Source organism: Lactobacillus kullabergensis, assembly GCF_003151025.1.
Lineage (GTDB): Bacteria > Bacillota > Bacilli > Lactobacillales > Lactobacillaceae > Lactobacillus > Lactobacillus kullabergensis.
Genome location: NZ_CP029477.1, coordinates 376,487 through 390,199, shown reverse-complemented (window position 1 = coordinate 390,199; position 13,713 = coordinate 376,487). Strand labels below are relative to the sequence as shown.

Annotated in this window: 15 protein-coding genes; 4 read left to right on the top strand and 11 right to left on the bottom strand. The window is 33.4% G+C overall.

What is annotated here, in order from left to right:
- Window positions 1-18 precede the first annotated feature (18 nt).
- Together DKL58_RS01875 and DKL58_RS01870 are read left to right on the top strand one after the other, a co-directional pair.
- On the top strand, window positions 19-1,398 hold the full coding sequence (locus DKL58_RS01875; protein ID WP_109585900.1) for a glycoside hydrolase family 1 protein: 1,380 nt from the start codon (window positions 19-21) through the stop codon (window positions 1,396-1,398).
- The gene (locus DKL58_RS01870) at window positions 1,382-2,686 is read left to right on the top strand and encodes a PTS sugar transporter subunit IIC (RefSeq protein ID WP_162542316.1); all 1,305 of its coding nucleotides are present in this window, start codon (window positions 1,382-1,384) and stop codon (window positions 2,684-2,686) included. The genes DKL58_RS01875 and DKL58_RS01870 overlap by 17 nt, the downstream gene beginning before the upstream one ends.
- A 212-nt stretch (window positions 2,687-2,898) precedes the next feature.
- Here DKL58_RS01870 and DKL58_RS01865 read toward each other — a convergent pair whose 3' ends face one another.
- The 5 genes from DKL58_RS01865 to DKL58_RS01845 form a co-directional block, all read right to left on the bottom strand.
- Window positions 2,899-3,642, bottom strand: a complete 744-nt coding sequence (locus tag DKL58_RS01865) for a hypothetical protein (protein ID WP_109585898.1) — start codon at window positions 3,640-3,642, stop codon at window positions 2,899-2,901.
- Window positions 3,643-3,679: 37 nt separating this feature from the next.
- Entirely contained in the window at window positions 3,680-4,390 is a 711-nt protein-coding gene (locus DKL58_RS01860) for a uracil-DNA glycosylase family protein (protein ID WP_109585897.1), read from the bottom strand.
- Window positions 4,391-4,665: 275 nt separating this feature from the next.
- Window positions 4,666-7,443: a DNA methyltransferase gene (locus DKL58_RS01855; protein WP_109585896.1), complete on the bottom strand. Its 2,778-nt coding sequence runs from the start codon at window positions 7,441-7,443 to the stop codon at window positions 4,666-4,668.
- Between the two features lie 197 nt (window positions 7,444-7,640).
- A complete protein-coding gene (locus DKL58_RS01850; protein WP_109585895.1) occupies window positions 7,641-7,934 on the bottom strand; it encodes a HigA family addiction module antitoxin in 294 nt (97 codons plus the stop codon).
- Window positions 7,935-8,045: 111 nt separating this feature from the next.
- Window positions 8,046-9,095: an IS30 family transposase gene (locus tag DKL58_RS01845; protein ID WP_109585894.1), complete on the bottom strand. Its 1,050-nt coding sequence runs from the start codon at window positions 9,093-9,095 to the stop codon at window positions 8,046-8,048.
- Here DKL58_RS01845 and DKL58_RS01840 point away from each other — a divergent pair.
- A complete protein-coding gene (locus DKL58_RS01840; RefSeq protein ID WP_239386410.1) occupies window positions 9,073-9,369 on the top strand; it encodes a hypothetical protein in 297 nt (98 codons plus the stop codon). The genes DKL58_RS01845 and DKL58_RS01840 overlap by 23 nt on opposite strands.
- A 174-nt stretch (window positions 9,370-9,543) precedes the next feature.
- Here the strand turns inward: DKL58_RS01840 and DKL58_RS01835 are convergent, their stop codons facing one another.
- The 6 genes from DKL58_RS01835 to DKL58_RS01810 form a co-directional block, all read right to left on the bottom strand.
- Window positions 9,544-9,726, bottom strand: a complete 183-nt coding sequence (locus tag DKL58_RS01835; RefSeq protein ID WP_109585893.1) for a transposase — start codon at window positions 9,724-9,726, stop codon at window positions 9,544-9,546.
- Window positions 9,727-9,904: 178 nt separating this feature from the next.
- Window positions 9,905-10,210 carry a transposase gene (locus DKL58_RS01830; protein WP_275425095.1) on the bottom strand — a complete coding sequence of 102 codons (306 nt, stop codon included), beginning with the start codon at window positions 10,208-10,210 and terminating at the stop codon, window positions 9,905-9,907.
- Window positions 10,211-10,297: 87 nt separating this feature from the next.
- Entirely contained in the window at window positions 10,298-10,492 is a 195-nt protein-coding gene (locus tag DKL58_RS01825) for a hypothetical protein (RefSeq protein WP_109585891.1), read from the bottom strand.
- A gap of 332 nt (window positions 10,493-10,824) precedes the next feature.
- Window positions 10,825-11,007 carry an IS110 family transposase gene (locus DKL58_RS09595; RefSeq protein WP_239386408.1) on the bottom strand — a complete coding sequence of 61 codons (183 nt, stop codon included), beginning with the start codon at window positions 11,005-11,007 and terminating at the stop codon, window positions 10,825-10,827.
- A gap of 299 nt (window positions 11,008-11,306) precedes the next feature.
- Window positions 11,307-12,455, bottom strand: a complete 1,149-nt coding sequence (locus DKL58_RS01815) for a hypothetical protein (RefSeq protein ID WP_109585890.1) — start codon at window positions 12,453-12,455, stop codon at window positions 11,307-11,309.
- 167 nt (window positions 12,456-12,622) lie between these two features.
- Window positions 12,623-13,327: a zinc metalloprotease gene (locus tag DKL58_RS01810; RefSeq protein WP_109585889.1), complete on the bottom strand. Its 705-nt coding sequence runs from the start codon at window positions 13,325-13,327 to the stop codon at window positions 12,623-12,625.
- Window positions 13,328-13,432: 105 nt separating this feature from the next.
- Here DKL58_RS01810 and DKL58_RS09660 point away from each other — a divergent pair, with 105 nt between their 5' ends.
- Window positions 13,433-13,693 carry a YlcI/YnfO family protein gene (locus DKL58_RS09660; protein ID WP_338034160.1) on the top strand — a complete coding sequence of 87 codons (261 nt, stop codon included), beginning with the start codon at window positions 13,433-13,435 and terminating at the stop codon, window positions 13,691-13,693.
- Window positions 13,694-13,713 lie beyond the last annotated feature (20 nt).

Here is a 13,713-nt window from a genome sequence, read left to right as displayed (position 1 = left end):
GCAGAAAGGAGAAAAGTAATGAACAAAAATTTTTTATGGGGTGCTTCCAGCTCTTCTTTCCAATCAGAAGGAATGTGGAAGAAGGCAGGACAAGGACCTTCAGTGATTGAAATAGAACAACACGGTAATCTTCAGTCTTTTCAAATTGGAGTTGATTTTTATCATCATTATAAAAATGACATTAAGCTTATGAAAGAAGCAGGCTTAAAAGCATTTCGTTTCTCAATTTCATGGTCAAGAGTTTTCCCAACAGGAACAGGAAAACCGAATGCAGTTGGGGTTAATTTCTATAGAAATTTAATTAATGAGCTAGCAAAAGCAAAAATCGAGCCAATTGTTACTATATATCATTTTGACTATCCTTTAGCACTAGTTAAAAAATATGGTGGATGGATATCAAGAAAAAGTATTGCTGATTATTTATACTACTGTAATTTTCTATTTAAAGAATTCGGAAACACTGTTAAATACTGGGTAACAATAAATGAACAAGATCATATAGTAAAAATACCTCAAAGATTGGGTTTTAAACATGGTGGATTCAAGGAACACATGCAAGATTGCTATCAGGCAAATCATTATATGAGCATTGCTTCTTCTTTAGCTATAAAACTTTGCCATACCATTTTACCTAAAGCAAAAATTGGACCTGCAGTTTCTTATCAGCCTTATTATCCTGCAACCGAAAAAACTCAGGATATTGAAGCTGCAAAAACAGCTAATCTATTAACCCAAAAATACATTTTAGATTTACAGTGTAAAGCAACATACTCAAAAAAATTTCAAAATTATTTGAAAGAAAAAAGTATTCATCTTAAATTAAAACCCGATGATTTTAAGTGTTTAAAAGAAGGAAAACCTGATTTTATTGGTATTAATTATTATTCTAGCAACATAGTAAAGTTTCTACCTTCAGAATCAAATAAAGGTGAAATTGAAGGTAAACCCATTCCCAAAAAAGAATATGGCTTATACGCCATTCAAAATGATCCGACCTTACCGACAACAAAATGGGGATGGACTATTGATCCAAAAGGGCTAAGAATTGCGCTTGAGCAAATTTATCAACAATATCATTTACCTATATTAATTACAGAAAATGGATATGGAGATGAAGATAAATTTTTGGGTGGAAATATCACTGATTCATCAAGAATAAAATATTTGAAAGATCATATTAATGAATTAATAAAAGCTATAAACGAAAATATTCCTGTAATGGGTTATTGTATCTGGAGTTTTACAGATGTAATCAGTGGACACAATGGAAGTGATAAGCGTTATGGGTTAATATACGTAGACAAAAATATGAATAGGATACCTAAACAAAGCTTCAATTTTTATAAGAATATTATCCGCAGACTGAATGGAGATGTTACACATGAGCACCAAAATTAATAGATTTCAAGATTTTCTGAAAAATAGAGTTGGAAAATCCGCTTCAAAAATGGCACAAAATAAGGTACTTCAATCAATTCAGCAAGGAATGATTGCGACATTACCTTTTTTAATCTTAGGATCATTTGCAAGTATCATTATAAATTTCCCTTATACACCTTTTTCACAATTTTTAAAGAACTCTGGCCTTTATCCCTTTTTGAATGTTCCTTATCAATTGACAATGGGTATTTTAGCAATTTACGTTACCTTTTTTACTGCTAAAGCATACGGCGAAAAAGAGAATATTCACTCTATTTTACCAGCAATTACGTCTGTATTATCATTGGTAATGCTCTCACCACTAAAAGTTCTTGCAATTAAGGGTCCACAAGGAAAAGTCACTTCCACACCTTTCATTCCATTTGATAATATTGGAGTTAAAGGACTATTTTTGGGATTAATTATTTCAATCTTAGTAAGTGACTTTTATTGCAGATTAATAAAAAGTAAATGGACTATCAAAATGCCAGAAGGAGTACCCGAAACAATCTCAGCATCTTTTAAATCATTAATACCAGTAATCGTTATTTCAATCATAATCGTAATAATTAAGTATCTTATGTCTTTAACACCATACGGTGATTTAAACTCAGCAATTTATTCTTTATTACAGGTTCCATTACAAAAAATTGGTACCTCACCTTGGGCTATTTTATTAGTTGTTATCTTGAATAGTTTATTCTTCTACTTTGGTATTCATTCTCTGGCAATCAATTCAATTGTTATGCCTATATTATATGCATTGGATTTTCAAAATTTAGCTGCCTTTCACGCTGGTAATGCCATTCCGAATATGATTACTTGGAGATTCTTCTATATGACAAGCAAAATTGGTGGAACTGGTTGCACTTTAGGACTGATTATTTTTATGGCTTTTTTTGCTAAATCAAAGCAATTTAAAGTGTTAGGAAGATTATCCATAGTTCCAGCTTTATTCAATACAGATGAACCAGTTATCTTTGGATTACCAATTGTTTTAAATCCAATAATGTTCATACCTTTTATTTTAGCTCCAGTAATTAGCTTCATAGGCTCATATATTTGTGAATTACTTCATATTGTAAACCCAGTTATCGGTTTAGCTTTACCAGAGCAAACTCCTATTGTGATTAGTGGATTACTTCAATCAGGTCCTGCTTTTGCAATTTTGCAAGTAATTATGATCATAATTACCGCTCTAATTTATTTACCGTTTGCAAAGATTGCTGATAATCAAGCATTAGCAAGGGAAAAATCTGAAAACTAAATTGCCTTCAACTTATTAATACAATCAATACTTTTTATCTGCTCGATTCTGAACAATACTAGAATCGAGTTTTTTAACAAAAATTTTCAATTTTCTTTACCATGTTGTTAAACTAATTTATAGGTTTTCAATATAAAGTAAAAATTAATTAATTATGTCGTAGCTTATAAAATCTTGCCTAACTTTCTCAGTATTTTTATTTCATCTGTAGCTTAATTCAAATCTTTAAAATCATTCCGGCTCCATAACCACAATGGATTTTGCAGGTCGGTTGGCACAAATTTTGTTCCCTGCAGTTCTTTTGCCCAAGCACTAATCACATAAGCTTGCACTTTAGCACTTTCCATTTGTTCTTTGGTTATTAAGCCTAATTTGTAACTTGCTCTGATTACATGCCTATCTGCAGCAATATAAATATTATTAGTATTTTTTAAAGGAATAGCAGTGTATTTACTGAGAACATACAACCAATAGTTACAAAGCTTATTACCAGACAAATACGGAAACTTTTTCTTGGCATCTTTCTGCATGAAATACCTTATTTTATCAACATCATTATCTAAATTGTTAATGAATTTGATAATATTACCATCAGAAAGCTCTGTAAACGTCTGACATAATTTAAGCCAAATATCTGTTTGCTTGTTCTTTTGCAAAGCAAGCCGATACTTGGTCAAAGCTTTTTGTACTGATTCATACTCAGCATTAATCACTTTTGCCGGTAGAAAAACGAAACTAGTTTCGGGATCTTCATATGTCTTCAGGGCACTTTCCCACAAAGTGTAGGAATTTCTCTGATAGTTTAAGGCCATTGGCAACGTGAAATAGAGCGCATTTTCATTGGAACTTGGATCTAGGTGCGGGTTGCTATCTTCAGGTAAAGTAGTATCACCTAAATCGCCATTTTGGTACATTTGATAAATTTTTCTTGCTTTTTTAAGAATTACATCTGACATAAATTGCTGACCTCACTTTTTTTCAAACTAACGCTTATTATTTATACATCAAAGCATCCAGGTATTTATGCAAATATTTCTCTTTTTCTTGAGGATGATATTGTGTAATAAAGCGCGGATGTTCAAGTGGAACTATTTTTTGAAAAAAGCGCCACTTTTTATTAATTTTGCTTAGTTCTTGATAATTTTGACCACTCCCAATGCAGTAGCAAACAGAAGTATCAATTCCGAAGTTAATTTGCGTTTTAAGCGCGGAAATTATAAAAGAAGTTAACATTTCTTCAACTCGCTTATTTTCATAATAATTGCAATTTATCTGGTTACCTTTGGGATTGGTCTTGCAAATGCCGAAGGGGCAAACAAAATTGAGGTAAAAATCATAATAAAACTTGATCCTTCCACCGTATTCATCTATGACTTCATTTAAAAAATCAGAAGCAGCATTATTAACATGAAAATTTGCTATTGAGATTCCTGTTTCTTTTTGGAGATTTGAAGCATCTTCAAAAGGAACTCCTGTTATTGCAGAACCTCTTCTTGCAGGTGAGCTGCCTAATATTAGGCGCCGCTTGTTAATGTCATTGAAATATTTGTGATAGAAAATTTGGATCATTTGTAAAACTTGTTTTTTATTTCTGCCACTATAAGGATTAATTATTTTATATGGTTCAGGTAAATTAATTTTTACATTACCTAATTCCTGATCAAATTGAAAAACTTTATCTGAAAAAGTTTGTTTTTGTTGCATAAATGCCAGCTATCCTATCAAGTTACAAAATTATATAAGCAAATTATAGTACATATGTTCGTATAATTACAGATATTTTTGAAAAAGTATGTCGTTTACCATAGCATTGATCTTTTTAAATACAGGGCTAAAGAAAAATAAAGGATTAACCCACTATTTTGGACCAATCCTTTATTTTAAACTCAGTATTGACTTACAAACTGTTGAATCTTTGATAATTCAAACAATCACTTTTTTTGTGAATCAATGTTTTGTAAAGATAAAATGATTAAGTATTAATTATCTTTACTTTTAATCAGTTTGCTATATAAATCAAATAAGAAAGCGACAGCATCACTTTCTGTTGTAGTTTTAACTGGTAACCCATACGCTTCCATTACTGCACGATCATTGTTTTGATGAGCCTTTAGAAGTTCAGGTGGCATAGTTAATGGATCATATAAATCGGCAAGTGAATCTTTAGGATATAAAGCACGAGCGTCTAAAATAGCTTGTGCTGTTTTTTCTATCTTACTTTTTTGTTTATCACTTGGATTTGGCCAAGGAAAATTATTATAAACGATATTTTTAGAATATTGGTAATCACTTTTCATTCTTCCAGCTACAGTCCTCATCCAGCCCATATGCATATTTGATTCAAGGATTCCAAATTGATATAATCCCGAATCAGGTAAAATTAATGCACTTCCTGTAATAATTATTGTAGGATCTATATATGAAATAGGAATATATTTTCTATTTTGAGAAGATACTTTTGGAAAAACTAACATTTTTGTATCAGGTTGTCTAATTTCACCAAATAAACTTGGATTTTCAGCTAATTTTTTAGTTTGAAACCTCAAACTAGATTGTCTATAAGACTTAACATGTTTTATTCTATTCATAATTATTTTAGATTTTCTATATTCATAAGGGTTAACCCCCTTAAGCCATATACACCATCTTTTTTTATTTTGAATAATTTCCCTACCACCAAAACATAATCTAATGAATTTACTATTATTACTATTTTCTTTTAAAAGCTGAGCAACATCATCTTTTTCTAAAATAAGATATCCATTATCAATAGGCATGCTTCCATATCTCATTTCAGGAACTTTGGACACAGGCTTTGTTCTTGAAACAACAAATAATTTCGGATTTGCATCAATTAAATAGGGGTTTATTTGTTTAGCTGTTCTCCATAATTTATTAGAAAAATAAATTTTTTTATCTTTCTTAGAAAACTCATTATTACTAAATCCTATTATAACAACATGAACATGTGCACCATTTTTTGTGTCATTATTCCATCTAAATGAAGTATAGACAAAGTTAATAGTTACACATAACTTTGACCATAAAATCGGAACTTGTTCCCCTTGAGTAATACTATTTGTTGAAACGAATGCGCACTGGACATCATATTTTTTAACATAATTTGATGCTTTTTTATACCATCCACTTACATAGTCTAAATTGCCAGTTTTTTTATCATTAAAAACTCTTTTTAACTCTTGTTTCTGTTCTATGCTTTGTTCTTTCTTACCTATAAACGGAGGATTTCCCATAATATAATGACAAGCATAATTGGGTAGCACTTTATTCCAATCCATTGTTAGCGCATTTCCCTCATGAATATGCGAATAAGTCTTTAAAGGTAAGAAATCCCAGTTAGCATAAACAATTTCTTTTGTTTCTTCTAACATTTGACTTTCAGCAATCCAAAGGGCAGTTTTTGCCACAGATACAGCAAAGTCATTTATTTCTATTCCATAAAAGTTTTGAATAGTAACTTCTACTATTTGTTGGCCTACATCCAGTTGAACATTATCACCATATATTAACTTAATTGCTTCATTTTCTAACTTTCTAAGTTGTAAATATGTTTCTGTCAAAAAATTACCTGATCCACAGGCAGGGTCAAAAAAGGTTAAGTTAGCAATTTTATCTTGGAAAGCTTTTGCTTTTTTCTTTAGTGTTGCTGGCTGCTTAGTTTTCTTAATTTCATTGAATTCATCTTTTAAATCGTCAAGAAATAAAGGATCTATCACTTTATGTATATTCTCAACAGAAGTATAATGCATTCCACCTTGACGTCTAGTTTCTGGGTTTAAAGTAGATTCAAAAACTGCTCCAAAAATAGTTGGACTTATTTCAGACCAATCAAATTCATTACTGGCTTTATTAAGTAATAAGTCTCTTAATTCATCAGTAAAAGAAGGTATTTCTATTTTCTCATCCGAAAACATCCCGCCATTAACGTAAGGAAATTCTGCAAGTACAGGTTCATCATCAGCTAAATAAGGATCTCTATTTTCTACTTTTGTGTCCAAAACTTTAAAAAGATTGATTAATGCTGATCGAAAGTGATGAGCGTCAAAATCCTTTAGGTAATCGTGAAACATATTTCTACGACCAAAAATTCCGGCATCTTCTGCATAAAGACAAAAAACAATTCTCACACAAAGCTGATTAATACTTTTTTGAGAAAATTCACTGTCAGGATCCTTGTATTGCTTTAATAATTCATCATAAATTTGGCCAACTAATTCCCCGGCTTCTATTGAAACTTGTTTTTCTTTTTCCAAATTTTGATTACTTTTATCAACTAAGAAATCCAAGCGATAATATTCATTCTCAAGATTTTTTAGCTCAATTTTATCAGGTTCAGAATTAGGATGTTCCATGTCGTAAACTCGAAATTCCTTAAAATTGCAAGTTACAATCCATCGAGGTCGTTTTGAATATGGCAATCCAGCAGAATATCTCTGTGCTTGTTGAAAGGGAGTGAGAGATGTTTTATCAGATTGTCTGATTGGCTTATCTAAGTCTTTATTACTACCCTTTTGCTCAATCATCACATGAGTCTGATCAATATATGCATCAATAAAACTATCGTGTTCAAGATGCACCTTTTCCTCAAAATGAATAAAATTTTCTGGTTTTTCTACATCTAACACATTATGTAACAATGCTAACCAGAATGACTGGCTATCTTGCTTTTCACGCCCACGATTTTTCCAATCATTAATAAATTTTTTTGCATTTTTCTTTTGTGTTGCAACATCCATTATTTTATCCTTGTAACTAATCTAGTAATTAATTCTATTATACAAGATAGCGTTTCTATTAGAATATAAAAATTCGGACCAAATTCAGTTTTTATATTTAATTGCAGGAAACTTTTGCTTGGCAAGAAATAAAAGCATATACTTAAAATTATTTTAAAAGACTATTTCAAATTTCAAACATATCAGCGATAAAACAGCTAAGCAGATTGATACTTTTTAATCTGATCGTACTCTTTACCCTTTTTTGTCTTAGTATTACGAAAATCTATATCTTCCTGTAAGTTAAGAAAATATTTGTCACTCACGCCAAATACTCTTCCTAATCTAATTGAAGTATCAACTGTTATTCCAATTCTATCATGTAATATATTTTGAATTCTTGAAGTAGGCACACCTATTAATTTTGCTAGCTTATATGCGGAAATTTGTAGTGGCTTCATAAATTCTTCTTTTAATATTTCTCCAATTGTGGGAGTTGGAATTTTACTCATTTTATTAACCTCTCAATTAGTGATAATCAACAATTTATATATTTATAAAAATATTTTGTTTTTTTTAGCAAAAAACTTTTTAACGAAAATTGCAATTTTAAGTTGAACACCCTACTTGATCTGATAGATGCAATCTAACCTTCTCTCATATAATTCATCGGGTGTATGGTAGGCTAAGATCTTGCGGGGCAGGTTATTGCACCAGTCCTCAATGCCGTAGATTTGCACTAGGTCATAGTCCTTGATGTACTTGCCTTTAGGAATGAAACGCCGGATTAGCCGGTTGTGCCGCTCAACCCCGCCTTTCTCACAAGAAGTATAAGGGTGCGCGTAGTAGACCAGCGTCTGCGCAGCTTGTTCTAACTGGGCTAGATCCGCAAACTCAGAACCATTATCCGTGGTAATGGTCTTAAAAACTTCGTGCCAGTGCTCCTGGTATTGGCTGGGCAAGGTTTTAAAGGCCGCCATCACGCTGGCAGCCGTATTATCCTTAATCGGGATAATCATGAATTTGCGGGTCATGCGTTCATACAGGGTCAAGAGAGCCTGGTCATCTTTGGTTTTATGTCCTAAAACTAAGTCGCACTCCCAGTGGCCAAACTCGCGACGCTGGTTAATAGCAGCAGGCCGTTCACTAATACTGCGGCCCAGCTGGCGTTTATGCCGGCGTACCCGTTTGGCTTTCGTCTTGCGGCTTAAGCATTCGGGCAAGTCAGTTGCCTTAATCTGTAATAAACCAAGTTCCACATAATGGTAAAGCGTCTTGGTGCAGACTGTTTCATTCCGGGTAAAGGCGCCGCTGGCTAAGGCCCGACCGGCGCAGGCATCAAGCGACCAGCCCTGCTTGAAGAAGTGCTGTTCAACGTACTTAATGAAGCGAGTTTTGGCTAGAAAAGCTTGCTTACGGCCGCAGTTTAAGCGCCTTATCTGGTAGCGTCTTTGCGCTTTCTGGGCATCGTAGCGGTGCCGTTTGCCGTGATACAAAGAAATATGGCCGCGTTCAAGCTCGTACTTGACCGTGGTGGGCGAACAGTTGAGGGCACGGGCGATTTGACGCAAGGACTGGCCTTGGCTGCGTAAAACTTGGATAATTACGCGGTCTTGCAAAGCAAGATGTTGGCCCTTTTGGTGAGTAGATATGGTAGAATTAAGCGAGTTCATTGGTAACTTCTTTCTAGAATTGATTGGGTTAATTACATTCTATCAGAGAAGTCCAATGGACTTTTTTTATTTTTTAATCAGGGCAAGTGTTCAACTTCATTTTACAATTTGCTACAATTATTTAGTTGACTATTACTACAAATTAAAAGAGCCACCCTATTCCAAAAAGGATTTGGTAGCTCAAATAGCCTGCGTTAACCATTTAAATCGTACAATCATGCATTTGGTTCACACAAATCAAAGCTATGATTATCAACAAGCTGTACGTCAATAAAGGTTAACTGCTAAACAAATATTTAACTCTCAAAAAGGCGCCTTTTTGAAGTACCTTTAGTATACCCATTTTTAAATCTTTTTGATACTTGACATTCTATAAGAAATCCTGTTGATAGAGCTTAAATGAATAGAATCAAGCAGCTAATAAAATGCTTGGTTCTTTTTCTTTTACCTAGTTTTCTGCCAGTCTAATCCTGGTTAGCAGAATGTGGAAATTGGCATAGCCAAAATCTGTGCGCTCAATATGTTTAATTTTGGGATTGAAACCTTCTAAGCATCTGTTAGAATACTTAGACGTTATCCCGTTTATTACTGCTTTAAAATTATGCTTAAAAGTTAATAGTGTTTGATGCATTTACCAGCCATCATTTTCTTTAGCATGAATGATTTTTTAATTGCCTGTAGATCTTTGTCGGCCAAAGCATCATAAAATAGGTATTAGTGAGCTCCTCGCTGCAGGCTATGCCTTTATTAACTACCTGCCCCGCAAGATCTTAGCCTACCATACACCCGATGAATTATATGAAAGAAGATTAGATTGCATCTATCAGATCAAGTAGAGTGTTCAACTTAAAATTGCAATTTTCGACTAAATAATTGTTAATCTTATTTTGATTTCTAAGCATGCCTTTAATCATCTCAACTTCAACCGTTCGTGCAGAACTATTATCGCGACGATTTATCTTGTCATGCTTAACCAAAGTGCCAGATTGACATCTGTTTAAGTCAATTCCTAGGTAAGCATTGAGCTGCTTATAATTTTCGAAGCGTTCAATATTGCCCGCTAATCCCATTAACAGGACCGTGTTTAGCTGTCCCACTCCTGGTATACTGCTGATAAGCTTAAATTCTGCAAAACTAGCTGCCTTTTTAATTAGCTGATCTTTGATTAGATCAACACGCTGGTTATAACCTTCAATTTCATCTCATAGCATGCCAATGATTGATATTTCAATTGAATTAGCGGCAATGGCAAGATATGAATTAAGCGCGGCTGTCCAAACTTTAATGTAAATTAATTTCTTAGTAAAATGTTTACCGATTACTCGATAAAGCCGTTCAGTCATTCCTTTAACCGTCAGACCAGCTAAATAATCTGGATGTGCATACTTACGAATCATCTGCAAGGCTACAACAGAGCAAATAACGGGGAAAATATCGTTTAACTCAGGGAAAGACAGCTCTAGCGCTGAATGCAACTGATTTTCAATTCTAACCCGCTCTCGGCTTAATTTGTGATATTGCACAGCTAAAAAACATAAAAAGTGATAGTGGATATCGGTTTAATGTCGACTTCTAGTATGAATGACGGCTACCTGCGTGATTCCTAATAAAGCTAGTTTGAATGAATCACAAGCATCTGTCTTGTTCCGCTGCAAAGATTACATTCTCATTTTTGCTTCCAGCGGATTAAGCTCACAAAATTTAATTTTATTTTGGCTTAAATAATAAGCTAACTGAGCAAATAAACCCCAGCGGTTTCGAAAATAACTAAAACTGGATCAGCCAGATAAGCAGATAAATGCTTAAAACCGCTGCGATTATGACTAAAATTAAAATCTTGCTTTTCAAAATCAGTAGTAATTAAAGTAACATGACTTTTACCACAACTAACATCAATACCAATAACACTCACTGTAACACCTCCTAAAATTATTGAAGCAGAATAGTGCCTTTGTTAATTTTCTTAATGCGATATTTAAGATCCTCATCCTAACCTAACTAGCAAATGACATTATTCTTACGGACCCGCTTGCAAATCGAATTCAAAGATTCAATCCTGTTGGCGACCTCAACTTCAACTTTAAGTATAAAGAAAAAGCAGATAAAAGTATCATCATACTTCTATCTGCTTTCTACTTTAGGATGTTTGACAAAGAGCCAAGTAAACTAGAATTGTGATAACAGACTTCTTTTCTAACTAATAAACAAGTTTTATTGATTTTTTAGTTTGTTTAATTCAGCTTGTGACTGATCTAACTTCTTATTGAGTACGGCTGCTTGATCACTTGCTGCTGTTGCTTGCCTGCTTGCAGCACCAGCTACGCTGTTCGCTGCCCGTGCTTCTTTCTTTGCAGTTTCAGCTTCTTTTTGGACATCTTGAGCAGCAGCCGCTGCCGTTGTGGCTGCAACCGTTGCTTTTTTAGTAAGCGCTGTGTTGACATCAATTTTATTAATCAATTTTTCGCCAAGATCAGTTAAATTACTATTCATTTGACTTATGTCATTACTTACTGATGAAGCCATCTCTATATCCTCTGAATGGAACTTCTCCTGACGTATTTCTTGAATGGCCAAGTTCGCAACGGTTTCAAAATCGTGCGCACGATGCTGATTAATATAGCCTAGCATTCTGTTAATTATGGCAGTACTACCATATGCTTGACTAGCACTGCACAACGTACCGTAACAAGCTACACTAGCTGCATCTAATTGGCTAAGTTGACTTTTCCAATCTTCAAGATATGCGACAGCTTCCTTAGTCTTGTCGGCAGATTCAGAAATATCTGTGTAGACTAGTTGATTGTATTCTTTAATTAACTGATTCTTTCTAATATTATCCTTTTTATCCTGTTCTTCTTGGGCGGTGAAAGAATTGGGCAGTCCCTTCATGCGCTTGTAAATATTAACGGCAAAAATAGCACCTTTATACAGGGCCCAAACCAAAGCAAAACTGCCGACAATTTCTATAACTGAACCAACAAAGGTAAATAGCCCTGAAATGATTGGTATTCTAAAATCAGCAATCCAAAGAGGTAAGCTACCTACCAAAATCAAAGCAATACCGATACCAGCATATTTAATTATTGGCGCTAAATCACTTGGTCTATGCTTACTTAAAACAGCTATTTCTTTTTGATAGTTGCTTATTCTATTGTCACCACTTAGTCCTTGGGCAATTTCAGGATATTTATTGAGTAACTCTTTTTCATTATCAAGACATAATCCATAAGCATTCGAGCTTATATTATCTAGCAACTGTATATATTCATTACTTTTATTTTCTTGAAATTCCGCAACGCTTAAAGAGCGTGTCAAAAATTCTGTCAACTTTACTTTATCCAACGTATCAATGTCAATCATGCTTTCCCTCACCATATAATTAGCTTATCATTATTTTCCTACTTACAAATTTTTCTAAATATGTTACAACCACCATGTTTTATTAATTGAAGCACAGGCAATTTATGATTATCCAGACCGTAAATTATGTTTTCTTTTACACATTAGAACTAGATACATTAATACAATTACGGTTGATAAATTAACCTTAGCCGCGAAATATAGTCATCATCTAAAGGGGCTAAATGGTCGCTATTATCAGTTATAAACTCCACATTTGTACTGTCATCCATGACGAAGTGTTCATCAGAACTATCATCATCAGGCTTATGACCTAAACCTAACGCATGACCTATTTCGTGACTTAGGCTACGACTATATAAGAGTTCAGCATGATCTTCGCCAAGAGCTTTGATCGTGTCAACACACATAATAATTCTACTGCCATTAATGATAGCAAGACCGCGTTCACGGCCCATACCTCTAAAACTTTCAGTATTTGCTAAAATATCATCTGAATCGCCGGTATCGTTAAATATATATATTTGGGCTCTAGACTTTTTAGTCGGAATCAACTTTACTATGCCTAAATCATTAATTTGATTAACAACATCAGTTAATAGCTTTTTTTGTTCCTTGGTAGAACGGCTGACCCAATAAGTAATGCTGTTACCTTCATATTTTGTACCCAATAGGTGATATTTTTTAATCAGTGCTCTGGTAAACTTAAACCCAGTTTGCGAGGCCTCTTTAACTTTTTTAGGTCGCTTTGAGCGATGCTTTTTAATAGTAACAGTTTTAGCACCAACGATATTTGGTGTTAATACAGTAGGTACAGTGCCTAAACTCATAATAAGCACTAAACTAATCAGGATTCGTTTTAATTTTGACATAATGTTATTCCTTTTTTATTTATTTAAAATGATACCATTTTACAGATAAGAAATTTAATTGAAATTAGTTCTTTTAATTTCTTTCATATAATTAACTTACAGTAGATGATTAGTTTGGCAATTATAATTAAGCCGAATCACAGAGAAACCGAGAACAAAACTATTAGGTTTCCTCCTAATCTCATAAAAGAAATTAAGCAAGCAATTAAAGGAAATGGCGTAACTTTTTCTGCTTTTGTAATTCAGGCATATAGATATGCTCTAAATAATATGAAACAAACAAAGAAAAATAATGATTACAGTCATATTTTACATCTTGCATTTTATTTTGCAATATATTTTATAGTGCAAAAAACACTAAGATAATGCTAAAATAATTTTTTGTT

Coding starts and splice junctions, on each gene's coding strand:
- DKL58_RS01850 (WP_109585895.1), bottom strand. CDS start 7,934: ATGAGTAAAATTCCAACTCCCACAATTGGAGAAATATTAAAAGAAGAA.
- DKL58_RS01870 (WP_162542316.1), top strand. CDS start 1,382: ATGAGCACCAAAATTAATAGATTTCAAGATTTTCTGAAAAATAGAGTT.
- DKL58_RS01860 (WP_109585897.1), bottom strand. CDS start 4,390: ATGCAACAAAAACAAACTTTTTCAGATAAAGTTTTTCAATTTGATCAG.
- DKL58_RS09660 (WP_338034160.1), top strand. CDS start 13,433: ATGATTAGTTTGGCAATTATAATTAAGCCGAATCACAGAGAAACCGAG.
- DKL58_RS01865 (WP_109585898.1), bottom strand. CDS start 3,642: ATGTCAGATGTAATTCTTAAAAAAGCAAGAAAAATTTATCAAATGTAC.
- DKL58_RS01875 (WP_109585900.1), top strand. CDS start 19: ATGAACAAAAATTTTTTATGGGGTGCTTCCAGCTCTTCTTTCCAATCA.
- DKL58_RS01815 (WP_109585890.1), bottom strand. CDS start 12,455: ATGATTGACATTGATACGTTGGATAAAGTAAAGTTGACAGAATTTTTG.
- DKL58_RS01835 (WP_109585893.1), bottom strand. CDS start 9,726: ATGCATCAAACACTATTAACTTTTAAGCATAATTTTAAAGCAGTAATA.
- DKL58_RS01825 (WP_109585891.1), bottom strand. CDS start 10,492: ATGATTCGTAAGTATGCACATCCAGATTATTTAGCTGGTCTGACGGTT.
- DKL58_RS01810 (WP_109585889.1), bottom strand. CDS start 13,327: ATGTCAAAATTAAAACGAATCCTGATTAGTTTAGTGCTTATTATGAGT.
- DKL58_RS01855 (WP_109585896.1), bottom strand. CDS start 7,443: ATGGATGTTGCAACACAAAAGAAAAATGCAAAAAAATTTATTAATGAT.
- DKL58_RS01840 (WP_239386410.1), top strand. CDS start 9,073: ATGGTAGAATTAAGCGAGTTCATTGGTAACTTCTTTCTAGAATTGATT.
- DKL58_RS01845 (WP_109585894.1), bottom strand. CDS start 9,095: ATGAACTCGCTTAATTCTACCATATCTACTCACCAAAAGGGCCAACAT.